Origin of the sequence: Zobellia nedashkovskayae (assembly GCF_015330125.1) — a bacterium.
Classification (GTDB): Bacteria; Bacteroidota; Bacteroidia; order Flavobacteriales; family Flavobacteriaceae; genus Zobellia; species Zobellia nedashkovskayae.
In genome coordinates this window covers 2,987,763-3,013,999 of record NZ_JADDXR010000002.1, presented here as the reverse complement: position 1 = coordinate 3,013,999, position 26,237 = coordinate 2,987,763, and the positions used below count along the sequence as shown (strand labels likewise).

Sequence of the window (26,237 nt, the reverse complement as noted above, 5' to 3'; positions counted from 1 at the left end):
TATTCGTTCTTCCTTGTGTTTGTTAAAATCTTAAAGTACGCCCTGTAAAGGTTCGCCATCCATATCTGTAAAAGCCTTGTTTTCTCCTGCCATTCCCCAAATAAATCTGTAATTACTGGTACCCGAACCTGAGTGAATAGACCATGGTGGAGAAACTACCGCTTCAAAATTTTTCATAGCAACGTGGCGTGTTTCCTGTGGCTGTCCCATATAATGCATTACGATATTATCACCAGGAATATCAAAATAGAAATAAACTTCCATTCTACGCTCATGCGTGTGCGGTGGGAATGTGTTCCAAACGCTTCCTTTTTTCAATTCGGTATATCCCATTACCAACTGGCAGCTTTGAATACCGTCTTCATGAATGTATTGGTACAATGTTCTTTCGTTACTAGTTTCAACAGCACCTAATTCCACTATATTAGCATCTGAGCGCGTTGCTTTTTTAGTTGGATATTCTTTATGCGCCGGAGCTGAATTCAAATAGAATTGTGCAGCATCAGAGCCATCTGCACTTGTAAAACTCACCTCTTTAGAACCTTTACCTACGTATAAGGCTTCTAAGTTTCCAAGTTCAAATACCTCACCATCTACGGTTACGGTACCTTTACCTCCAACATTAATGATTCCCAATTCTCTTCTCTCTAAGAAATAATCGGCTTTCAACTCCTCGTAAGTTGGTAATGAAAGACTTTGGGATTTAGGAAAAGCGGTACCATATATAAAACGGTCATAATGCGTATAGATTATTTTTATAGCATCTTCGCCCATTAGGTCTGAACTATGAAACTCTTTTCGAATTCTTTGTGTGTCGTATAATTTGGCATCATCAGGATGCACAGCGTACTTAACTTCCATATTTAAATTTTAGATTTTATTATTTTGTTATCATTTTCTGTAGTTCTTCTAAGGTCTTTCCTTTGGTTTCGGGCATCATAAATATGACGAATAGTAACTGTAGTACCATCATGCCGCTAAAAAAGAAAAACACGATTCCAGGGTTATCAAAACTACCCATGGCTATTGGCATAAAAAGCGTAATCAATGCAGCTAATACCCAGTGGGTAGAGCTACCAAACGACTGCCCTTGTGCTCGTAAATTCGTTGGAAATATCTCAGATATAAAGACCCAAATTACCGCTCCTTGCCCAATAGCGTGAGAGGCTATAAAAAGAAACAAGAAAATAGGCACCATTAGGCCTTGCCATTCTAATGTGAAAGCTACACCTACCATAGTCAATGATATAATATAGCCAATAGAACCAATATACATGAGTACTTTACGACCTACTTTATCAATTAAATAAAGGCCCAACAAAGTAAATATCAAGTTGGTTACACCAATACCAATACTGCTCAATAACGCGGTATTTTCTCCTAAACCTGCAGAACTAAATATTCGCGGTGCGTAATACAAAAAGGCATTAATACCTGACAATTGATTGAAAAAAGCAATTAAAAATGCCAGCATTAAAGGGAATTTGTATTTCTTGACAAACAAGGCAGATTTCTCTGTTTGTTCAACTTTTAGTTGCTCAATGACCGACTCATCCAATTCTGTTCCGGTAAGTTCCAATTGAATTCTTTTTGCCCCCTCTAAATCGTTTTTCTTTTCTAACAACCATCGTGGACTTTTAGGAACACCTATCATAGCTACAGTATAGATTAATGCAGGAAGTGCTTCTATACCAATCATCCAACGCCAAGGTTCTGATCCAAAATCTTTCAATAAATAATTGGATACGAAGGCGATTAAAATTCCGAAAACAATATTGAATTGATACAATGCTACCAATCTACCACGGCTTTTGGCCGGTGCTATTTCAGAAACATACGTTGGTGCGGCAACAGTTGATGCCCCTACTCCAAGACCTCCAAGAAAACGGAAGAAAGAAAATAAATAGGGATCATCTGCCAAACCTGAACCCAATGCTGATATAAAGTAGAGTATACCTATCCATAAAAGGGTGTTTTTTCTTCCTATTTTATCACAGGGAATGGATGCAAAAATAGCTCCCAAAACCGTACCCCATAATGCCATTGACATAATGAACGTACCATGAAAAAGGTCTGAAGTACCCCATAAAGTCTGTAATTGTTGGTCTGCACCAGAAATTACGACAGTATCAAAACCGAATAAAAATCCGGCTAAAGCCACCACAAAAGATGTAAAAAGCAACTTAGTTTTCATAGCGCTTTATTTAGATTTTTTAACTGAAACAGACAATGGACTAGACAAAACCTGAGACTGTTGTTTCAGTATATTTTCCCAATCTTCTAAAGAACTAACTTGTCCACTTTTATCCCAAGCGAAACCTGCATAATACGTCAGTTTTTCTTGAGGTTTGGTTATGATTAAAAGGTTGCTCTGATCTACAGCATCGGATTTGTAGATTATGGCATTTTGTACTATTGTAGGGTCTAAAACAATACCCTCTCCTACTTTAGAACTATCAATAGTCTCCCAGTGACGGAACCAGCCTTCTTCTTTATTTATAGCTCCTTCTCCCTCATTTTTATGTAACGTGATTCCCACCGTGTAATTAGGTACTTCTTTGTCCGAAGAAAGACCAATTTCGAACTTAGAAAAATTGGAACCCAAATCTAGAGTTACACGTTTCGTTTCTTTAATCCCATAAGGGCTCCACGGAGCATAATCTAATTCAAATACGGTTCGTAAAGGACCATCTGCCAAAGTTCTAGATGCTGTAAAATTATTGGAAACCAAAAGACTATCATTTTCCCAGACTCCTATGCCACCTGTACCTCTACTACCTCCAACATGATACGGGTCATAACCCTCTCCGCGATCTTTATGGTAAGCACCAGGTTTAGTTTCATGTGCCTTGTACCATTTGTTAATAATAGCTTTATCTGTTCGTTTTAACCACAAATCTATACCACTAGAAAGTGTGCTGCCAGACACACCTGCCAAGGCTTCTTTTTCTCCTGTAGGACCATACGTTCTAAAAGCTACTTTATCATTCTCCCACGTATAATCATCCGTTCTTTCCGGTACGAGACGAGAATAAGCAATGACGTCACTCTCTTCTGGTACTTTTATACTGTCTATAAGTATAGTGAACTCAGAACTACCATTAGCGGCAACCTCAGCTTGAAAAAGCAATTCGTCATTTGAACCGTCTTGATCATTGTCTACCCATTGGGTCCGTAAATAATCTTGTGCTCCAACTTTTTTAAGTCGGAGGTGTTTCTCATCAGTATTTTTAAGAACTCCGGACAAATCTCGAATGTGTACGCCCACGACTTCATTTCTAGGGAAATCAAGATTGTTTTTAACCTCTATAGAAACCGTTTCATTCTTAACTGTGGGCTCACAAGAAGCCATCAAACAGAGCGCGGATAGACAGGTGAATTTTAAAGGATGTATTAAGTTGATTTTCATTATTTTAAATTTAGTGTTACCGTGTCATTTTTATTCAAGACTATATACCTTGAAATTATCTATAGTCATGTGGTTGTTTACGGTTCTAAAACCGAAATAACCAGATGAATACGCGTTAGGATCATTAAACTCTACTATTAAATTTCCATCTCTGTAATATTTTATAATTCCGTTGTAGGCAATGATTTTAATTTGAGTCAATGTATTTGGCGTAATCAAATATTTCTCTTTTGATAGATCATTTTGCGGTAATAATGGTCGTTCTCCATCTCCGCTATACCTCCGGAAACGTGTTTTGGTATTATCGTGACCACCAACACCCATGTAGTACAGTCTAAGATGATCGTAATTGGAAAACTTGCCGCCTCGTTTAACCGAATTAGCAAAAAAATCATCAGGGTTTTCCATGTCCTTTGCCATCCAAAAGCAATTTAAATCAGATACACGATCCTGGGGACCACCTTCATCTATTACATAAGCTTCATAGGTTATCATAAGTGGACCTGTAAATTCCTTATTTAACCAAACCGTACAACCGGAAACATCTGTAATTTCCATTTTTCCATCTTTCAAGCCTACTGTACCACCCGGCATTTGCTCTACTTTCCAATTTTCAAGTCCCAATTCAAAAGAATCTAAATACATTAAACTTGCTTTAGCCGTAAATGTATCATTGATTTTAACCTGCTCTTCCTGTGCCCTAACAATCATGGAAACTGATATTAGGACTAAGCTTGCTACTATTTTACTTTTTATTTTCTCTATCATACTACATGCTATAGGCCCTACTTGTTTAAGGCTTCTTTCTCATTCAACGTCTCTAATTACTAAATCTTAATTTTTTAGAAATTTCTTTATTGCAATTGACTTATCTAATTCCTTTATCTTGATATTTCTGTAAAATATTTCGGCTGTTTCAGATTGAAATCCTATTATCCCTTCACTTACAGAAAGGTTTGTGGCCATATTTACAATCTTTCCGTTTAGCTTGTGAATAGTGTATTCATCTCCCATCACAATTATCTCACACTTATTCCATTCATCATTTAAAGCATTGTATTCCGCCTCTTTAGAAGCATGAAGTTCATTTTTACTTTGTTCCTTTTTCTTCCCTCCATTCTTTGGAGCACTAAAAGTTTCACCATCTGCAGAATACCAATCTAGAGTTGTACCTGCAGCCCAGAAATCTCCTGTATGATTTCTTTCTGTTAAATGGTTATACCGTACTTGATATTCAATGCCCTTAGGCCATACACTATCATCAAATACGTGATAATAACAACCGGCATCATATTGCCACTGATCAAAATTGTTCGTTATTTTCTCACCCCACTTATATTCAAATCTAAGAATATATTTACTATATTTTTTATCGGTATAAAAGAGGCCATGCGTGCCATTATCACCTGTATTAAGATTTAAACTATCTGGAGAATCTTTGAAAACATGTACCATTCCATCTTCAATAGCGTACACTTTTTGAGCCATTTCAGCATCTCCATTTCTTAACTTAAGATGCCATCCATTCCAATCCTTACCATTAAAAAGATCTACAAAACCTTTATCGCTAGATTTCTGAGCCTGTAGATTACAGAGTGTTACCATACAGGTAAAAACTACAATAAGTTGCAGATTAAAAATACTTTTTTGATCTTTCATTTTCTAATATTCTCGTTGTTTAGTTATTTATATGCTATTTCTACTGTGTTGAATTTCCTCTACAGTCTTTCTAGACTTACAAAATATGCCTCAAGAATTTCTTCCGCATCCAAAGTAAACCATGTCTGTAATTCTATTTTTACTCATCAAAAATTCTCTCATTTAGTAGCAAATATAAATGCCTTTTTTCCCATTTTGGCCACCATTTTATCCTTTAGTTGCTTCACCACCTCCGGGTTTTCTTCTGAAATATTAACTTGTTCCGCTGCAGCTGTTTGATGATCATATAATTCAACTTCACCGCCCTTATGTTGAACAAATCTGTATTGATTGGTTCTTATTGTTGTTGCATGAGATTTAAATGCAACTGCTTCATGGCCTTCTGCATCGGCATTTTCTACAATGGGTTTTAAAGATGTGCCTTGTGCAAAATCAGGAATTGGCAATGTGGTCATTTCACATAAGGTAGGAAATACATCTACAGATTCTACTATGGCATCCGTCATCTGTCCTTTATTATCCATAATTGGGTCATATATAATCAATGGAGATTTAAGCGATTCTTCAAATAGGCTGTGCTTTCCCCAAATAGCATGCTCGCCCAAATGCCAACCATGGTCTCCCCAAACTACAATGATGGTATTTTTATCGGCACCGGTTTCTTTCAGTTTCTTAATTATATCACCTACATGTTTATCGGCATAACTCACACAAGCTGCATAATACTTTTTAAGCTCTAATGCGAAATCTTTATCCTCGCGAGGGTCTTTACCCCAACGGTTATAGCCCATAAATTCTCCCGAATCATGCCAAGTGGTGACTCCTTCAGGCTTTCCAGGATGTAAAGCTGGTGGAATCTCCGCATTTTTATAGCGGTCTAAATAGCGTTTTGGAACCCCGAATGGCAGGTGTGGCTTTATAAGCCCAATGGCTAAAAAGAAAGGCTTATCGCCTTTTGCCAATTCACCTAGTTGTTTCAGCCCTTCTTCAGCTATATGTCCATCTGGATAACTTTTATCGTTTGCATCAACTGTCTCCAGCACATCTCTATCGTTGGCCGTCCGTACTTTTCCAAAGGACAAACCATGCATAGCGCCTTTTGGGGTTTCCCATTCAGCAACGGGCATTAAATGCTTATCCCAGGCATTGGGCATTTCAGGAATGTTCTGGTCATCCCAATTCTCACCACCTCTTCCTCCTGGGTGATGTGATACCTTCCCAACTGAAACCGTAGTATACCCATTGTTCCTAAACCATTCTGGCATACTAGCAGCTATACTTGCATTTTTTTCTTCAATTGCCTCCGCTCTTTTGAATAACGATTGATTGGATGCTCCTCTGTATTCCAACCCATACTGCCCAGTTAGAAAAGCATATCGTGAAGGTCCACAACTGGGAGAATTTACATAATGACGACTAAATGCACGTCCCACAGATGCTAGGCTATCTATATTAGGGGAGTGTACATAACTTGCCCCGAATGAATTGAGTTCCGGACGAAGGTCATCTACGCAAATAATAAGTACATTTTTTTGCTGAGCGACAACAAAGTTGCTAACCATCAACAGCAAAGTAAAAATCGTTATTAAGTATTTATGCATTAAACTGCTTCTTTTAATTTTAAAGTAATTATTTCTATTTTTTAGTACGAAAATGTTTAAAACACCAATTAGTGCCATAAAATAAAACCATACTCCATTTTCTGTTTTCAAATAGGCTCATTCCTTACTCTAGTTATTCGGTACTGTCCCAAATGTGACTTTCTTCTAAAAGAGCTTTATACTCTGTTTTAAGCAAAGCTTTCATTTTATTGAAAACCATAGGATTATCAACAACCAGATTGGATGACTCTTTGTTATCCACCTTTAAATTATATAGCTCAAAATCTGCCAATTCACTACTTTTAATCAGCTCTTCATTGCCTTTGTATATATTGTTCATATTTGGCAGATACTCCCCGTCCTTCTTTAATCTTGCCAGTATTTTATAATCACCATGACGCATAGCTACCTGGTGCTCATTTAAAGCATTATAAAAACCCCATATCAAGGGTTTCTTTCTTGTAAATTTCCCTTCATTAATAAGGGAAACAAAAGATTCACCATCAATTTTATTATCGGGTAGTTTGGCCCCTGTTAATTCACAAAGGGTAGGTAGAATGTCCAAAGTAGAGACAACGGCATCCGTAGTACCGTTATAGGTATCCTTGCCAATCCATTTTACGATTCCAGGAACACGAAAACCGGCTTCGGTGGTCCAAAGTTTTCGACCTTTTAGTCCGCCTGTTCTTCCAAAGGTCCTTTTAGCACCAGGATAGCGAGCTAAAGTTTCAGGGCCATTATCGGAAGTAAAGATGACCAGTGTATTATCTTTTCCATTTTCATCTAAGTATTTTAATAATCGGCCTACTGCTTTATCTACATTGGCCACATTAGCAAAAAATTGGGCCTCTGCTTCATTGTTCGCATATGGTAAATATTCCGCAACCAAATCTTTTGGTGATGCAATAGGTTCATGCGGTTCGTGAAAAGTTACTTGTAGGTAAAATGGATTATCATCTTCTCTTTTGTCTAACCAACTCATAGCTTCATCCACTACAATCTGACAACTGAAACCCTCTATTGGCCCCACATTCTCCCCATTCCTGACGAAATTTTTAGGGTTTTCATGACTAGGCGATGCATTGTTATGAGTAGCGAACCAATAATCAAATCCAAAATAATCTGGCTGCGGTTGAGCGGGATTATTAAAAAGTGAACTACAGTGCCACTTCCCCGCCAATGCCGTTGAATAGCCAACAGTTTTTAAACGCTCAGGTATGGTTTCTTCTCCTTTTTGCAAATGTACCAAATGACGTAAATCTTCGCTTTTTTTAGGACCAGGTATAAAATCATAGATACCTGCTTTATTTGGACTCCTTCCTGTCAACAATCCCACCCTTGATGGTGAACATACTGGTGCAGCTGAATAGAAATCGGTCATTTTAATACCGGTCTCCGCCAACTTATCAATATTCGGTGTTTTTATGGTTCTATGGCCATATGAAGACAAATCTCCATATCCCAAATCATCACATAAGAAAACTACAATATTAGGCTGAGAAGGTTCTTTCCCATCCTGTGCTTCAGTAGATATCACGGAAATTAGCAATACTATAAAAGAAATAAAACGAAGGTTCATTTCACTTAAAATTTATAAAGTTATATTTCAATGGCAATGTAATTCTAGTGATAGAAATAGCATATAAATTATATGCCCAATACTATAACTCATGATTTTTTTCCGTAAAAACGGGGTTATATAAGGTTTTGAAATTCTTAAGGAGTTTAGTTCTATATCCAAAATCCTAAAAACAAGAATTCAGCATAAAACTAACCTTTTATCTTTGCTCAACTGTCATGTACTCTCATGGTTTAGGCAATAAAAGTATTACTCAAAGCTATTAACACCCCTAAAAACTTTATTAGGACCATAAATTAATGCCAGGTTATTTTTGCCTTCCTTGCCTCAGTATCTACCCATACACTTGCATGTTCAAATTCACGGGTAAATTCCCACCCTTCCGGGTTTACACGTTTAAAAGCCCCTTTGGGTTTTCCTAATGGTTTTTGTAATGAAGGATAATCTACCAGATTACCATCTTCCAGGTTCCAACCCCAATTCCACTGAAAATAAGAATAAGGTTGAGCGCCGATAAGGTAACAGGCTTGATGAAATTCTAATTGATCATGAGACCTTTTCTCTATTCCATCGGTTTTTGTCGCTCCTGTTGTGATGTCATTTTTCCCTTTTCCTTTGGCTCCAAAACGATAAATTGAAATTTTCCCAGCCTTGGCAACGCGTTCCATAACGCCCCATTCTTTCAGTAGATTTTCTTTATTCGTAACAGAGGCATTATAATGCTCAAACATAAAGGCATCACAATATGGAAAAACCTCTTTTGTAGTGGCCGCATTGTTACCTACCAATATTTTATCCGGTCCCATTTGTTCTCTAAGAGCTGCCATCATTTTACCTTTGGCTTCAGCTAATGCAGTTAAATCATCCACCGGATAATTTGCATTCACGTCCACATTCATACGATCAATGAAAATACCGTCTGCACCTGAAATTTTAATACCTTCAACAGCCGATTGCACCCACCATTCACGAAATTCTGGATTCATAGCATCAAAATAGTATGAAAATGCCGGTCCTCTTGTTTTTTCCAAGAGTTTTCCAGTTTTAGGATCACGTGCCAAAAATTTGGTCAATTCTTCGTTTTTCGCAATGCCATCTGGTGTGAATTCTTTATTAAATCGTGGAAAGGGCCATGCCACATACGAATTGTAGTAGAACAACACTTTGATTTCAGGCTTTACTTCATGAAATGCTTCCACCTCATGCTTTGTACCCAATACCTGGTCACCAAGCAGATTGTATGCATGTGATTTCTCCATACAGATAAAATCGGTTCTATCTGAAATAAACTTGACTTCTTCAGGTTCTAAAACACGGTCAATATCACCAAAATGATAATACATTGGGGTCGTTTCCCAGCTAAATTTTGGAAAATAGGACTGCGCTTTAAAATCAGAACCATCACTTATAAATAATGATGATTGTTCCTGACCGCTGGAATGCAAGCAAACCAGAAATAGACTATATATTGTACATAATGCTTTGATTGACTTGGCCTGAAATCTTATTTTATTTTTCATTTTTCTTATTTTATTCTATTACAATTTTTCGCAATGTTCCGGTATCAAATTTCTTCTCTAAATTTTTATGCCTAATGCTAACCGGCACTTCGTTATTTAATAGCAGCTCACCTTGTTTTAATTCCAATACTACATTCCCAATTTCAGAAGCCAAAATAGTGTAACCTTTAGCCGAAACCTCTTTTCCGTTTCCTATAAAAACTACCCAATCTCCGTTCTTTTCAATCCCGACTAAAGTATAGGTGGCATCACTAGACATTGCTTTATAGTTTACTTTCTTGTGATTTCCAGAAGAGAAAACCATATCCTCACGACCGGATTTATGTATAATGTTCAGCCCCACGAATTCGGTATTTCCGTTTTCGTCATCGAAGCCTGAAATCTTCTCTATACTTTTCCCTTCGGCGGAAGTAAAAGGTTCATAGACCGAAACGAAAGGTTTTTCCCATGCAGGGCCATGTTGTCTGGCCGCAAAGGTCAAGTAAGGTTCTTCGTCTACTTCATACGGCAGGCCATGATTATTTTTAAACGCTTTGTTCGGCGGAGATTTTATGGAGAATACCTCACGCCCCTCCGTACCCTTCATCCATAAATTCATAAAAACATCATCCTCACCTTCGGGCATATCTATTTTCCATTCGGCTTGGTAATCTTCTTCTAGCTTTACCGATTTTTTATCCCACATGTAATCCAAGGCATAAAGGTGGCCGCCAGCGAACGCCATTTCTTCAATTTCGGTTAACTTCAGCGGATTTCCACCAACATCCATCACCTGCATACTTTGCCCTAGGTTATGGTAGTAATAGTCATGAAATTTATCGCCTTTGCGCTGTTTTTTAGAACGAAAAACATCAATATAATATCCGGTAGTTTCGCCTGTTTTAACAATACCTACCAACCTACTTTGATCACTTTGGGTTTCCGGTTCTAAAAAGTAAACCTCTGAATAGGTGATACCTTCGTAAAAACCGTCTTTCTGCTCCGATTTTGGGTATTCTCCCAGAACATCAAAGCCATGATAGCTCAACATTTCGGTGTACGAAGAAGCTCCATCTACCATTACCGTGTTATGAGCAGGAAACTGAGAATAGTATTCTAAATAGATAGGTTGCAAATAGTTAGCTCCCTTACCCGGGTCTGCACCTTGAACGAAGCCTTTTCCATAGAGTTCCATATTGATGCCATTAGCATGCATATGGTTTCCTAAAGAGCCATTTAAAGAGGCCATCATTCCATTTGTACCAGTGCCCATACGCTGCACATGCCAGCTAACACTTGGTGCATTAAAGGTCTGTGTGATATAATCTTTTATGTCATGCTGCTTATATTTTGGATTTAAAACTAACGGCTTGGCAGCAAAAAAAGAAGAGATACTTTTGTCTTTTCTACCGCTATTTTTACCTGATTGCTCATTGTCTTTTGCAAACAAGCGATACAATCCCGTAAAATCTTCTTCTAACTCATCGTCCCCATTTTTCTGGGCAATTCTAATCATATCCCCTATTGCCTCGGTACTTATAGGTCCGTAGTAAGAATCTCCAAATGCTACAATTTGATTGTTTGGAAATAAATACTGTGGCATCATTTTCACCGCTTTACTCATTACAGGAGTATACGGAAGAATATTATGATCAAATGTGTTATCGAAATCACGAATAAATTCGGTAAGACTACTTGTTACCCCGAGTGAATAACTAGGACATTCGTTCCAAACCCCATTACTTTCATCATAGCCGTAATCAATAAACTTTGATAGCGACCACTGCCTAGCGGAAGTAACATTTAAGATGTAATTAATATAATACTCACGTCCTTTTTTATCCTCATAATTTTCATCGTCTTGCAAAACCATGGCTGCTTTTAAGATGATGTTGGCTTGATGCAAATTCCAATTGTTCTGTGGTACTCCGTTTTTAATAACTTGATCTGTCCATCTTTTAATAGTCTTATCATACATCGCAATATTTTCTGGATGGTTGGCTTCTATATATCCATGTAAAAAATCATACAAAATGGATACTTCTCTCAAAGCTCTTTCATGTATCACCTGAAAATGTGTAAAACCAACAAGTGTTTGTATATGACCGTTTAGCAAGTCGATAGGCTCACTTCGATACGACATACCTTCCATATAGGTATGGAAAATATCATAAGCAAACTTTGCAAAATTTTCGTCATTCTCTAACCAATACAGAAAGGCAGCATCTCTAGCCAAACCAATAATATCTTCGTTAATAGAAACAATTATATTACCGGTTTCGGATTGTTCTGCCCATTCAAAAGGATGTCCTTCTTTTGTTTTATTCGGTAAATACAAACCTCTGGGGTCATCCATATACGGTTGTATATCTTCTAACTTAGGCTTAGCATATGGCGTGGCAGAATTACGAGAACCTGTAAATCGAACTGTCGGAACCGGAGCTTCACCGTCTGCATGAGAATAATCTACCCCATTTATATATATATTGGTTGATTTCGTTTTCCAGTACATCTGAAGACGAGATACCATCCATTCCGAATCAGATACATGACGCTCTACGTGTTCGTCAACTTCATCATGTAAACCTGCTAAAACATTTTTTGCCCACGCTTCTTTTTTGATGGTTTTCTGAAGGTCTTTCTTTTCAGCATTAGTGATGTACAACCTTGGGTACCCTTGCACCAAGTTTTCCGGTAATGGGATATCTGATGAGTTTTGAGCTGATATATAAGTGGTGAACAAATAGAAACCCAATACCACAGTGAATGTTCTATTGACAATTATTGATATTCTACTGTTTCTTGTCAACATTTCGGTCACTTTCTGTATATAATTATTCATCTATAATGGTGTATAGGTAATAGTTAATTTCCCTTCTTCAACTTGTGTTTTAGCATCAATTCCTATTCTGTAGGCAGGTCCGCCTTCTCTTAAATGCGCTACAGGAACAACCACGTCATTTATACTAATTTCAAAACCTTCACTCTTAATTTCAGCTTTTACTTTGTGATTTTTAGATGTTAGAATAACCGTAGTATCATCTATGATTTCATAAGTATTCAATGTCATTATTGCAGAACCGAAACTAACTGGTTCCGTTGCTATAAACTGATCTTCAATTGTTATACTACCCAAACCAGATTTATCATTAACCATAGTTCTTGTCAAAGTCTGTAACATAGGTAGTTCATAAGCTGGCATAATATTCATAATTACCTTGTCTTTATCTTCTTTAAATTCAGTTTCAATGATGATACCATTAAATTCTATTCCATTAAATTGTAAAGTGTTATTTATTATTGGAACAGGATGCCCCCAAGAACTTCTTGCTTTATTATCCGGCGAAAATGAACCTGCTCTGTAGGAAGGTGCGCCAATATCTCCTGTCATAATCTCATCATCTAGCACCAAGGTGTACGTGCCCACATCACTATGATTATGATTTTCTGCATTGTGCCCTGCTTTTACCGCAATAGAAAATGGAGCTTCTTGTTTACCTCTTGAAATCACCATTCCGAATTCATTGAAAAAAGTATGATTAGGCAATTCTGATGTAGTTGCCGTTTCCGCTACTTGAAACATATCTGTATTTTGCCAAGCTATTAGTTGTTCGGCGGCTTCTTCCATTCTGATTTCTGTGGGAGGAATAGCTCCATAATGTTTTGCCGATAGTACATTGGCAAAATTGCTTCCCTTGCTTGAAATAGACGAGACCCCATCTGAAAAAGGAGAACAGACCTTGTTCTGAATTTCAAAACCTTCAGGAAAATTGCCTACATTTTTCATTTTATCTGCATTATTAAAAGCAAATAAATCAATTTGACCATCTGTATAATCATGCAGTATTTGAGCTAAATACAAGTAGTGCCCAAAACCATAGCCCCAATATCCCAAACCTTCAGAGCAATAACCATCATCACCAAATCCACTTAAATAAAAAACCATGCTATTTAATGCCGAACCTACCGTTGCTAATCGTTCCTTATAATTTTCAGAACTCGTTATAGTGGTTAAAACTGTACCACTGGTACACACGGAATTCCAATTGCTTGTGCTTTTAATCCATTTGTTGTTCTCGTCTAAAAACTGAGTGCTTTTCAGATAGGTGTCAATAATTCGGTTTTGAAGGTTCTCATTGATTCTATTCTTTAAATCTACTGAGAGTTTATCTTCTAAAAGTGATTCGGCCAAGGCCAATACCGACCCAAATTTCCGCGCTCCCAAATCAATGGTCATACGTCTCCCTTCCAACACTCCGTTATCATTATCATCATGATTGGGATGTAACCATGATTTCATATCCATAATGGCATTACTGTAGCTGATGATTTGGGGTAAAAACCGACCATAATTCTCTAGACATTCGCCTAAAATAAAATGTTCAAGATGGTCCATAGTTCTATAATACCTTGGTTTATAAATTCCCCTGTTTCCATCTTTATTGGCCAAACGGTAAATACTATCAGTTATAGGCACTTCAGGTTTTTTGTCCAGTAATTCATTCGCTTTTACTAAGTAGTCTTGACCTAATTCAGAGTTTGCAATCGCATCCCAATAAGCTCTATCCGATATTTTTGGCGCTGGTTGAAAAGCTTCTTTAGGCATTACCTTTTTAAGCATTTCTATTTGTTCAGAAGACGGATAGATGATATCACTATCTGCCAGTTCTAGGTAAGTGGAAATATCTAAATGCCCAGAAGAAGTTTGCCCTAAAACATCTTGATTGAGAACAACCATCATTGTAAAGCAACACATAAATTGAAGTATTTTTTTCATCATATAGAATTAAGTATTGCCCTATGCCTAAGAGGACAAACTATAACATTGCCGATGGTTTTCATAAAAAAGCCAAGAACCAATTACATTACAATGTTATCAGTTCTTGGCTATATATAATATAATATAGTATTCAGGACATATAAATTATAGCCCATTACTTATATAATGGGCTATAAAGAGGTTATTCAAAATAAAAATCGATTGTTATTCTTATCAAAATTTCAATAATTTTTATACCTCTATTTTTTATATGACAGCGATTTTATATTTGCTTCTGCAAAATAATATTAAACTGTAGACTTCTATTTCTTCTTCATTGCTTTGGCAATAGCTTCCTTCACGAGTGGGGCCATAACATTATATCCATCAAGGTTTGGATGCACACTATCTCTACCATACTCGCTTTTTAAGCCTTTCTGTGCATCTACCATCGGCGTATAATAATCTAGGTAGACTATATTGTTTTTATCCGCATATGCCTTAATTTTTTTGTTCAGTTCAACTATCTGATCAGCAGGTGAAATAGACGGACTCCAAGAGTAACTATTAGCTGGTAATGCCGATGCCAGAACCACTTTAATACCATTCGCTTTGGCTAACTGAGCCATTGAGAATATATTCTTCGCAATCTGGTCCATACTGATGGGACCACGGTTACCTGCAAGATCATTAGTTCCTGCCAATATAACAACAGCCTTAGGGTTCAAATCAATAACATCTGGACTAAAACGCAACAACATTTGTTGTGTTACCTGGCCGCTTATTCCCCTATTGATGTATGATGGATTTTTTTCAAAAAACTCAGGATTATTTTTGCCCCAGCCTTCAGTAATAGAATTCCCCATAAAAACAACACGGTTCTCTTTTTTAGCAGGTGCTTTCAACTGCTCGTTTGCAGCTTTATATTTTCCAAAATTTGCCCAATCATCCTTAGACAGCAAAGTCATTTTAATGACGGTAGCGGCAGCGTCAAGTGCTATTTTTGGCAACTGAATGGTTAAACCTTTATCGGTAAGTCCTGCTTTTAATTTAGTTCCGTCTGCCAATAAAGTGGCTCTCTGTAATTTAATGTCGCTATTAATAACTAGGTTGCCATCTTCTGGCCAATCAAAAACATGAGCATAAAGAATATCATCCTTAATTGTATAACGGCCCCATTCAGGTCTATCATAAGGACTAGCACTACTTCCATAAATGGCTTCACCGTTTACCTCCGTCCAGTCTCCCATAGCTTTTAATCGCTCTACGCTCTCCGGTGGAAACTGACCAAGACCGTCAGGACCTATATTTAAAAGGAAATTACCTCCTTTGGATACGATATCAACCAAATTTTGAATTAGCTTTTCACTGCTCTTCCAGTTATCATCAGATGGTTTGTAACCCCAAGACCCGTTCATAGTCATACAAGACTCCCAATCAGAATCAATTCCCGTAGCTGGTATTTCTTGTTCTGGAGTACCAAAATCACCCGCAAAGTTCCCTTCTCGGTCCATACCTTCCATTCCCATACGGCCCTTATCTACTCTATTATTGATGATGGTATTGGGTTGAATTTCTCGGATAAAATCATACATTTCCTTACCCATTTCGGTGGTGTAATCCGCAATCCAATCTCCATCAAACCAAACTACTCCTATATCACCATAATTGGTCAATAGCTCTTTAACCTGTGGTTTTAGATAATCTTTAAAGTATTCTGGAAATTCAGGATTTACAACGGTTTGGTCTTTTTGACCTGCATTGTAATTAGGGAATAAATTGCCCTGTGCCTGAGGATGGTGCCAATCTACGATCGAATGATAAAAACAGAAAACAATATCTTGTTTTTTACATGCATCCGATAATTCTTTAATGACGTCTCTTTTAAAAGGAGACGAATCCATAATATCGTAATCAGATACTTTAGAATCCCACAGACCAAAACCATCATGGTGTTTTGATGTGATTACGATATACTTCATCCCGGCATCTTTGGCCATCGCTACCCACTCATCAGCATCAAACTTTACCGGATCAAATACGGGAGGTAATTTTTCATATTCTTCAATAGTGTAATCCAATTTGTCCATGATCCATTCGGCGCCACCACCGCAAACTTTTCCGTTTCTTTCACCACCCGGAATAGAATACACACCCCAGTGTATGAACATTCCAAATTTGGCATCACGCCACCATTCCATACGTTCATCATCCGACAGTTTTTTCACTTCTTTATCTTGAGCTAATCCTTTGCCCAAAGTCAACATCGCAACAAATGCGAACAATACCACTTTCATTATTACTTTCATTTTCTCGTACTTAAGGTTACTTCGTTCTAATAGATAATTTATGTTCAGATTGATTTCTAACTACAATAATGTCTAATTTCTCTTGTGTTTTAGATTCCAAAACAACTTTAAAAAAGTCTGTAATGTCTTTAACTTTTTCACCGTTGGCCTGTACTATTACATCCCCCATTTTTAGTCCGTTGTTCTGCACGGCAGGGCTTTCTGTCCAAACACTAAGTATAATTATGCCTTCGGTCGTATTTAAACCGTAGGCCGACTGTTCTTCTTTTGAGGATACATTTTTTAGTTTATTTCGCAACCAAGTCACAATTGGTGTAGTTTCCGTTTCCTTGTTTGATTCGTTCTTCAACACAGGTACTTCAGGTGTTTTAGCAAGAGCTTTCAATTCTGGTTTTTGCACGCCAAATTTGTCCATAGGGAAATTTTTAAATCCTATTTTTAAAGCAGGTGAGTTTTTAGTAACGGAAAAGTCAAGATGTAAAGGGTCCTTGAATAATGGATCCCCATAGGTACTGTTAAAATCCCTGTCATATACTCTAGATTTCATCAGGGTCACTTCATTAGGAAACAGATTATAGTCCAATTCCTTTCCCCAACCATCTAGTCTTATATCTTGATATGCCTTTTGTACAATATTGTGCCGAAACACATCTTGGCTATTTTTGAACCATACATGAGGGTGCAGTGAATTATTGACCATAATGTTATTTTCTGCGACCCTAGCAAATCCTTCCCTTAATTTAAGGCCGTTATTCAATAGCAAATTATTGTAGATATGGTAATTGGAAGACCCATCGTCTAAATCAATATCCCAACCGTGATCACAACGAAAACGGTTATTACGGATGATGGTAGTATGCACGGCATCCCATTTCCACATATCGGGGTTTGCATCAGTTAAACTATCCATTACCCCTCTTTTGGGATGCCAGAACCTATCTCTTCCCCATGAATTGAAAGACCCATGATCACTGGTCTCCAATACGGTATTGAACACATCATTGTATTCCAAAATATGTCCGCCCCACGTTCCGTCACCAATATTGATACCCGCCCTAGGCACATCATAAATGCTATTATGCCGAACGGTAATATCCATAGCCATGGAAATTTGAACGCCAGCAGTTTGCTTTTCTATTCTACCTATTCTGTAAATTAAGTTGTCCTCTACCAAGCATTCCCTTGGGTACAGTTCGTTTTTAGGACCTGATACGGTATCCATTTCGGTTACCGGAACGAACTCTTTATAATTAAAAGATGGAGACCTCACTGCCGAAGGGTCACCTATAAAAGAAACAGCACTAGCACCAGAATCATGAATATGATTTCCTTTGATTTGAAGGTTTTTATTATACTTACTTGCCAAGATTACATTGCCACCAAGGTTTGTAAATTCGTTATTGGTCACCATGCAATTCTCCGTTCCTTCAAAAAAAACGGCTCCACCACGGTATATCATCCAATCGCTTCTTAAAAGAGGCTCGTATTCGTCCATAAAAGTGCGTTGGGAGTTTTCAAATTTTAACCCTTCTATAGTTACATTTTTTACTGGATTCTCCAATGTACCCGTAACTTGAATTAGATTTTTCAAAACAGAAACCTCAAGTTTAGCTGTATTCAAATCCGTACCCTCCAAAGGCCAATAGTAAAGCTTCTTTTCCTCCGCATTCAAGTACCATTCTCCTGGGCTATCTAGTTCCTCAAAAATATTCTCCACCATTCGAAATTCTTTATGCGGCTCGGACGCCCTATTGTTTTGATGACCACCATCAAAAATTGGATTCCCATCGGTATCAAGACCTGTAATACGAAAATGGAAACCACCCCATCTACCGCCATGTAAGGCGTGAAAATAAGTTCCAATCGGGTTTTTCCATGATGCCACACGTTCTTTGGACAAAGCATCTTCGGCAAAGCCTTGCCAATACTGCGCGGCTTCATCGTAATTGGGGTATCGGGCTAATATCTGTGGTTTGCCGTTAACCACAAATTGGTCAAAACCTGAGGCTTGGTCCACATTGGCTACATAAATGTTGTCTTCATATTTCCTCCAATCTAAATGTATGGGTGCAGCTCCTTTTAAAGTAACTTCCGACGCACCCAAACCCTTGATGGTCAAATTACTCAACGAGGCAGGTATGGTAATGGGTTTAGTCAAATAATAAGTTCCTGGAAGGATATTGATAATTACATGAGCTTCCGGACTATCTTGTTTTAATTCCGATGCTTTTAGAATTGCTTCTTCTACGGTCTTATAACTGAGCTCACCTGCCTTATCATTTTCTGCAGCTTTAGAAACATAAATCTCTATGGGTTTCTCTTCTTGAGTACACGAAAAAAGAAGAGCCATAAAGCCGACCAGAAATAGTATTCTATTCAATTTTTGCATTTTATTCGGTCTTTTTAATACGTAATTAAAACCTTGTCATACACCTTGGACAGTTTAAACACGACTTGATTTGGGTTGTTCCTGTTGGTTGTTCCTTTTCGGCTTGCTATGAGTTTACCGTCTTTGTACAACTGTATTCCAGGTTGGCTCCCCTCCTTTGGTAGGGGCATATTGATGGTTATAGGATTGTCATTACTTACCGCATACCCATTCGTAGTTTTTTCAAGCGAAAATGAAAATGGTTTGCCCGATGAAACGATATCCCATCCATGCGATTCAAATTTTTCCATTCCCGATAAAAACATAAATTCTATATCAGCCTCATTATTAGTCAACCGTAATATAGACAGCAACCCTTTTTGATAGAAACCTTCTGTAGCTGCAATATCACTTTCCGAGGCATTTAAAACTGTACGATCTAAAGTGACTTTATCACTTAGTAAAACATCAATAATCTGTGTGTTGGGATATTCCTGTAAGGATGAAAAAGACACATTGGCTATGGGATTAGCTTTCCCTTCCATAAAAGGATTAAATATTACCGTAAAAGGATTTTCCCAAGCTGCTTCCTCTCTTTTTAAAATTAATGTAGGTACGGGTTTTTCAAGAATTTCTTTGGGAGCGGTACCTTCAGTAAGGGCATTAGATTTTGGTGAATTGACTTTATATATATTTTGGTCTTTGTTTCCTTTTACCCATAATTTCATGAAATTATCGGCCTTTTCACTGCTTTTTAACGTAAAAACAGCCTGAATATCACCAGAATTGATCACTTTACTTTTATCCGTAAAGTAATCATAGCCTTTTAAATCTCCCTTTTGAGAAGATAAATCATCGGTTAAAACTGTATTTAAAAGATTCTTTTTTGCATCAAAAATGTCTAATGATTGCCCTAAATTATGATAGATATATTCATGTTTCTGCTTCCCTCCTTTTTGTTTTTTAGAGCGAAATACATCAATAACATACGGTTTTTGGTTATTTGAAGCGATCACTGCCGTAAAACGCTGCTGATTCGAAATCGTCTTTGGTTCTACAAAGGATACGTTTGAAAAAGTTACTTTATCAAAAAAAGGTCTTTCTCCTGATTTAGGAAATACATTTTCTAGCTTAAAAGGAAAATACGTCCGCATTGCCGCATAATCCGATTTACCGTCTACGACTACCGTATTATGAGCAGGAAACCGTGAATAAAACTCCCTATGATTTGGATGCCAGTAACTAGAACCACGACCCATATCTGTACCTAACACATAATTGTTCGCATACAATTCCAATGAAATACCATTGGCATGAGCGTGATTACCAAAAGAACCCACTGTAGAAGCCATTACCGCATTATCAGCCTCTCCCATTCGTTGGTTAACCATACTAACGTTAGGCGCATAAAAAGTTGGAGATATGAGATCATCTGTATTTATATCTTCCGTAGGACCACCATCAATTAAATTGTCCGTGTAGAAAAACAACTCAAAGAAATCTTTTGCTTTTCGGTCGTACGAACCATCATTTACCATTCGCGATAAAAGGCCTGATATCAACTTTTCTTTATCCTTTTGACCGTACTTTTTATAGTTCGAAACTAAAAGCTCAAAATTTTCTGGGGGTAATATTTTATGATGTGAATCTCCAAAACCAACCATATAACCACTTGGAAACAAATACTGAAAAGAGGCTAAAGCCGCCCTTTCTACTATAGGATAATTAGCAAACTCATTGGCATTTGTAGCATGATCTAACAAAGTGAAGATTCGTAAAAAGGTAGTAATGACATGCACGGAATATGAGGCGCACTCTGGCCACATGGCGTTTTCTTGGTCGTAGACTAATAAGCTTTCTTTGATAGCGATTTGCCTATCTGTAGAAATATTAAAGGTGTGGTCTAAAAAATATTCTTGCCCTTTTCCGTTTTTGTAATTTTGGTTTCCCTCTAAAACCAAACCAATATAGGTAAGAAACCTAGCTTGGAATAAATTCCAATTATTATCAGGAATTCCCTTATTGATTATTTGGTCTCCCCATTTCTGAAGTACGGCTACCGAAGTGTCTAGTTTCTTATTATTCGCCTTAAAATAATTAAAGAGAAAATCATAGGTAGTAACCAGCGAGACTACAATGCCTTCATGAATAACTTCAAAGGTGGCGAGGCCAGAAATATTGTCTTGTGCCGATTTTTCCAAATCTATAGGAGCATCCCTATAATACATTCCCTCCATATAGGTAAAGAAAACGGGAGCAGCAAAATCGGCATACTTTTGTTCACCAGTAAACCAATGCAAAAAAGCGGCATCTTCCACAAGTTCCAAGATTTGCTCATTGATCTTATCAATTGCAAAACCTGATTTGGAAGGATGTACCCATTCCATTTTTCCTGTTTGTTTATGTTTTAAATATAAGCCGCGAGGGTCATCAGAATAAGGTTGTACATCCTCTAACTTGGGACGCACATAATCCGTTGCCCAATCTCTTGTGCCAGAATACCTAACCGTAGCCACAGGAGCTTTTCCTTCTGAATGCGAAAACTCACCTCCCTTTAGAAAAACTTTAGTGTGTTTGGTGTTCCAATTCATTTGAAGTCTTGAAACCAACCATTCTGGGTCATTTTCCCAATAGGTAATATACTTTTCTAAACGCTCCTTCTTTTTACTAACAAGTTCCTTTTTCCATTCAACATTTTCTACCGACTTTACAAAAACTTCCTTTTCTTGGTCAGTGACATAAATTCTTGGGTGATCTGTTGTTTGCCCAGTTACCATAATCGAAACAAATAAAACGCATGCCGAAATCCATAATTCCCTCCTTTTCATTTTAAGCATCGTCTTTCTAAAATTCATGCATATTCTATACTGTTTAACCAATTAGTTCAAAGTCTTTTAAATTAATATTGATTAGGGTGTTCGTAATCCCCTATTCTATGGTATACATTCCTTTTTAAAGGTATCTGCATTCCATCGCTATTTTCTAACCAATCATAAAGACTATTGGCAAAATCCTTTATCATGGGTTGTAATTCCGGCTTGTCTATAAGGTTGACTATTTCGTTAGGGTCATTCTCTATATCATAGAGTTCATTCGTATCCCAAATACCGTTATAGCGTATGTATTTATACTTATCTGTTCTCACTCCAAAAACTGTTGGTGTCATGGGAAAATCATACTCAAAATAATATTCGTAGAATATCTTATCGCGCCAGTTGTTTTCATCCCCTTTTAACAATTGAACAAATGATTTACCCGGCATATAATCTGGCTTTTCCAGTCCTGCACACTCTAAAATAGTGGGTGCTATATCTACATTCTGTACCATGCGTTCTATAGTCTGTCCTCCTTCAAAAATTTCTGGACAACGCACTAACATTGGCACTTTAACCGACTCTTCGTAAAAATGACGCTTGTCTATTAAACCATGTTCACCCCAACTAAATCCATTATCACCCATATAAATAACCATAGTAGACTCATCAAGACCATTGGCTTTTAACCATTCCATAACGGTGCCTACACTTTCATCAACACCCATTAAAGTTTCGCAATAGCGTTGCACCAAATCATCAAAAGTGCCATCTGCTGTGCCATGATACATATAATCTACACCATGCCAGCTATCCCGCTGTTTTTTAACCCATTCCGGCCAGTTCAACTTTTTATAGGCGCTACCAATAGTTTGGGTATACGAGTCTGGTTTTTCTATTTTTTTACCCGCATACATCCCCTCATGCCTCTTGGCAGGCTTAAACATAGCATGAACCGCTTTATGAGATAGATACATGAAAAATGGTTTTTCGGCATCTCTATTATCCAACCAATCAACTGCATGCTCTGTCAACAAATCAGTTACGTAAGTCTCCTTATCGTACTGTGTATTTTTTCCGTTGATGTTAAGGTTGGGCGCATAGTAATCTCCTTGACCAGCAAAGCTTTCCCAATGATCAAAGCCAGGTCTTGGGCTATCATTATGATCACCCATATGCCATTTTCCAAAAAAAGAAGTCTGGTATCCGGCCTTTTGAAGGTACTCCGGAAAGAAAGTCAAGTTCCCAGGATTAGGCGCTACATTATCTACAATCGTGTGCACATGAGAATATTCTCCCGTTAAAATACTGGCCCTACTTGGCGAACATAAAGACGTTGTTACAAAAGCATTTTTCATGTGTGCCCCTTCTGCTGCCATTTTATCCATATTTGGAGTCTTTAGCCACGGCACCTTACCTGTAAAGCCCATAAAATCATAACGGTGGTCATCTGTTAAAATAAAGATGACATTCCTTTTCTTTTGCCCTTTAACCTTCTTTAAATTGAGGTTAGTGGTTTTAACTTTTTGAGGTTGTTGAAATCCAAAACTAAGGTTTGGGGCTAATAACAACAGGGTAATAACAAAGACGACTATTTTATTTTTCATATGTAGACACTTAATATTTTTAGATTTGAGTTTTCCCTTTTAAAAATCCGATAGATTGCAAAAACTTATCTGCTTCCCTGGTAGTTTTAATATAAAACTCTCCGTTATTTTTAGATTTATTAAAAAAACCATGGATTTGATCTTCGTACAAAAAGAGGTCGCATCTGCTTCCTACCTCCTCCATTTTTGCTTTATATTTTTCCATTGTGGATACTGGTATTAACGCATCTTTTGTTCCTAGAAAAATTATGGTAGGCGCAGTACCTTTCTTTATATTATGCTTTGGTGATATCTCCATATGGCGGCCGTTCATTCGTTTGTATTCAAACCCATCAGGTCCATTATCGATTACCGGATTGTAAAGCACCAAGGCATTAGGTTTTGCACTTATAGAAAGGTCGTCTGTAGATTCATCCAATCCGTCTAAAGTTGCCGTTGCAGCAGCCAAATGTCCTCCAGCAGAACCCCCTGAAGCTATAATTTTATTAGGATCTATTTGAAATTTATCAGCATTACCCCTTACAAACCTCATGGCCGATTTTGCATCGCTTACGGATTCAAAGGGTGTAGTCTGGTGTCTGGATTTGACACGGTAATCAACCAAAAAACCAACCATGCCCCTAGTTGCGAAGTACTTTGCTTGGTCCTCAAATTGCTTTGTAGTTCCACCATTCCACCCACCACCAAAAAAGAATACTATTGCAGGGTATTCTTTCTTTGGTTTCATTTTATCAGGATATATCACTTGCATTTTTAAAGTATCACCGTCAATGATTTTATAGATAATCTCATTAGGCAAGGATGGAATGGGAGTATCTCTTTTTTGGCTGGTTGCTGTGGCCAAAACCAAAAACATTAATACAGGTAAGACTTTACTTTTAAAATTTTTCATTCGGTTTTTATTTTATAATTCACACCTCCCGTTAAATGTAGCAGCTATTCTTAACATAAAAGACCAATTTGTACTTCTACTTTATTTTTTTTGTTAGATAGAACCTCTAACACTTCATTACATTTATTTAGATGTTTCAAGTTTTTTCAACCGTAACAAGGCTTCCATATAGTAATAATCCGCATAAACAATAGGGATATCTATTTCGGAGTTATTTGGGTGATGCCCTGTAGAATGCAAAAGAAGAGATTGATTTGTATCACCACTATAATAAGGTTCACTAGATAATTTCTCTAATATTTTTTTTGCTGCATCAACATACTTTTGTTTTAAAACTGAATCTTCAACTAATTCAGAAAGCTCTAAAAAGCCACAAGCAGCCACAGCGGCGGCTGATGCATCCTTTGGTGAATTCGGAATCTTAGGATCATCAAAATCCCAGTAAGGAATGCCATCTTTGGGCAAGCGCTCTAAAAAATGATCCGATAGTTTGATTGACGTGTTTAAAAAATCTTTGTTACCCGTCTCTCTATAGGCCATGGCAAAACCGTAAATACCCCATGTCTGCCCTCTGGCCCACATAGAGTCATCTGCATATCCTTGGTGAGTCATCCCTTTTAGAAACTCTCCTGTTTCACTATCAAAAGATCCTAAATGAAACATAGAGCCATCTTCTCTAACTAGATAATCCATAGTTAACTGTGCGTGACTTTCAGATAGGTCATATAAATCTTTACTACCTCCATTCTTAGCCGCCCAAAAGAGCAGTTCCAAATTCATCATATTATCTACTATCGTATTATGATCAAATTCGCTTTTCTTAATAGGCCATGATAAAATACTACCCACTTTAGGGTTGTAAAGCGTAGCCAAAGTATCGGCAGCTGCCAACAATACCTTTTTATAATCTTCGTTACCCGTTAATCTATAGCCATTACCATAACTACAATACAACATAAAACCAATATCATGGTTTTCTGCGGGGCTATAAGCTATTGGTTTTAATGCCTCTGTAGATTTTATGGCACTCTCCTTTAATTCCGAATCGTTCGATTGCTCATAAGCGTACCAGAGTACACCGGGCCAAAAACCGCTACACCAATCACGAACACCCACCATTTCCCAATTGGTCTGCCCTTTTGGAATATTTCTAGGAAATTGATCTACGCTTTTTACCGTTTCTTGTACTTCCTTAATTTTCTTTACATTTTCGTCAAGCACCTTCTCGGCAGAGAATTGGACAACTTCCTTTTTTTTGGAAGCACATGAAAACATTAAAAACGAAACAAATAAAATTAAATGTAGCCTTACTCTCATCTGATATATTTTAGATATCCTGAGGATATCATTAAAGTTGATTTTTTAAAACGAAAAATTCTGAAACCATTAAACCCGGAATAAACTTACTTGGGTTTTTAGGTGGAATTTTAGCTCTGTACAATTTTACCGAGAATGATTATAAAGACTCATAAATTATGATTCATAAGCTATAAAATAATAGCCTTTTGTATCTATTAGGAGAGATATTTATGTACTAAGCATAAATATCTGTGCAATTTCATATGTTTTTTAAATTGCTCTATTTTAAGTTGAAAAAAGACTTTTTAACCTTAAAATTTTTTCTTGGCTTTTTGCAGTGATTAGATTTTAAGCATCCAAATATTTTAATTTCATATTCCGTTAGAATATCTCGCTACCCAAGAAAACAGTCCTATTTATAGTGCGTGCGAGCTAATCAAGAC

The 26,237-nt window shown here is 37.3% G+C and carries 16 protein-coding genes; all 16 read right to left on the bottom strand.

The window, feature by feature from the left end:
* Positions 1-30 precede the first annotated feature (30 nt).
* Positions 31-861 carry a 5-dehydro-4-deoxy-D-glucuronate isomerase gene (gene kduI / locus IWB64_RS12610; protein WP_194534332.1) on the bottom strand — a complete coding sequence of 277 codons (831 nt, stop codon included), beginning with the start codon at positions 859-861 and terminating at the stop codon, positions 31-33.
* A 19-nt stretch (positions 862-880) separates the two neighbouring features.
* Positions 881-2,194 carry a sugar porter family MFS transporter gene (locus tag IWB64_RS12605; RefSeq protein WP_194534331.1) on the bottom strand — a complete coding sequence of 438 codons (1,314 nt, stop codon included), beginning with the start codon at positions 2,192-2,194 and terminating at the stop codon, positions 881-883.
* A 6-nt stretch (positions 2,195-2,200) separates the two neighbouring features.
* Positions 2,201-3,409 carry a DUF4861 family protein gene (locus tag IWB64_RS12600; protein ID WP_194534330.1) on the bottom strand — a complete coding sequence of 403 codons (1,209 nt, stop codon included), beginning with the start codon at positions 3,407-3,409 and terminating at the stop codon, positions 2,201-2,203.
* Positions 3,410-3,439: 30 nt separating this feature from the next.
* A complete protein-coding gene (locus IWB64_RS12595) occupies positions 3,440-4,177 on the bottom strand; it encodes a DUF6250 domain-containing protein (protein WP_194534329.1) in 738 nt (245 codons plus the stop codon).
* A 66-nt stretch (positions 4,178-4,243) separates the two neighbouring features.
* Entirely contained in the window at positions 4,244-5,068 is an 825-nt protein-coding gene (locus IWB64_RS12590) for a 3-keto-disaccharide hydrolase (RefSeq protein WP_194534328.1), read from the bottom strand.
* 158 nt (positions 5,069-5,226) lie between these two features.
* Complete coding sequence (locus tag IWB64_RS12585; RefSeq protein ID WP_194534327.1) at positions 5,227-6,669, bottom strand: sulfatase; 1,443 nt, start codon at positions 6,667-6,669, stop codon at positions 5,227-5,229.
* A 133-nt stretch (positions 6,670-6,802) separates the two neighbouring features.
* The gene (locus IWB64_RS12580; protein ID WP_194534326.1) at positions 6,803-8,248 is read right to left on the bottom strand and encodes a sulfatase family protein; all 1,446 of its coding nucleotides are present in this window, start codon (positions 8,246-8,248) and stop codon (positions 6,803-6,805) included.
* Positions 8,249-8,544: 296 nt separating this feature from the next.
* On the bottom strand, positions 8,545-9,768 hold the full coding sequence (locus IWB64_RS12575) for a putative glycoside hydrolase (protein ID WP_194534325.1): 1,224 nt from the start codon (positions 9,766-9,768) through the stop codon (positions 8,545-8,547).
* 10 nt (positions 9,769-9,778) lie between these two features.
* Positions 9,779-12,589: a hypothetical protein gene (locus IWB64_RS12570; RefSeq protein ID WP_226975871.1), complete on the bottom strand. Its 2,811-nt coding sequence runs from the start codon at positions 12,587-12,589 to the stop codon at positions 9,779-9,781.
* The gene (locus tag IWB64_RS12565; RefSeq protein ID WP_226975870.1) at positions 12,590-14,527 is read right to left on the bottom strand and encodes a heparinase II/III family protein; all 1,938 of its coding nucleotides are present in this window, start codon (positions 14,525-14,527) and stop codon (positions 12,590-12,592) included. It abuts the gene before it with no gap.
* 302 nt (positions 14,528-14,829) lie between these two features.
* Positions 14,830-16,815: an alpha-L-fucosidase gene (locus IWB64_RS12560; RefSeq protein WP_194534324.1), complete on the bottom strand. Its 1,986-nt coding sequence runs from the start codon at positions 16,813-16,815 to the stop codon at positions 14,830-14,832.
* 16 nt (positions 16,816-16,831) lie between these two features.
* A complete protein-coding gene (locus tag IWB64_RS12555) occupies positions 16,832-19,204 on the bottom strand; it encodes a PDZ domain-containing protein (RefSeq protein ID WP_194534323.1) in 2,373 nt (790 codons plus the stop codon).
* Positions 19,205-19,218: 14 nt separating this feature from the next.
* Entirely contained in the window at positions 19,219-22,038 is a 2,820-nt protein-coding gene (locus IWB64_RS12550) for a heparinase II/III domain-containing protein (protein WP_226975869.1), read from the bottom strand.
* A 44-nt stretch (positions 22,039-22,082) separates the two neighbouring features.
* Complete coding sequence (locus IWB64_RS12545) at positions 22,083-23,603, bottom strand: sulfatase family protein (RefSeq protein ID WP_194534322.1); 1,521 nt, start codon at positions 23,601-23,603, stop codon at positions 22,083-22,085.
* A 19-nt stretch (positions 23,604-23,622) separates the two neighbouring features.
* Positions 23,623-24,495 carry an alpha/beta hydrolase gene (locus IWB64_RS12540; RefSeq protein WP_226975868.1) on the bottom strand — a complete coding sequence of 291 codons (873 nt, stop codon included), beginning with the start codon at positions 24,493-24,495 and terminating at the stop codon, positions 23,623-23,625.
* Positions 24,496-24,618: 123 nt separating this feature from the next.
* Positions 24,619-25,812 carry a glycoside hydrolase family 88 protein gene (locus IWB64_RS12535; protein ID WP_194534321.1) on the bottom strand — a complete coding sequence of 398 codons (1,194 nt, stop codon included), beginning with the start codon at positions 25,810-25,812 and terminating at the stop codon, positions 24,619-24,621.
* Between the last annotated feature and the right edge of the window lie 425 nt (positions 25,813-26,237).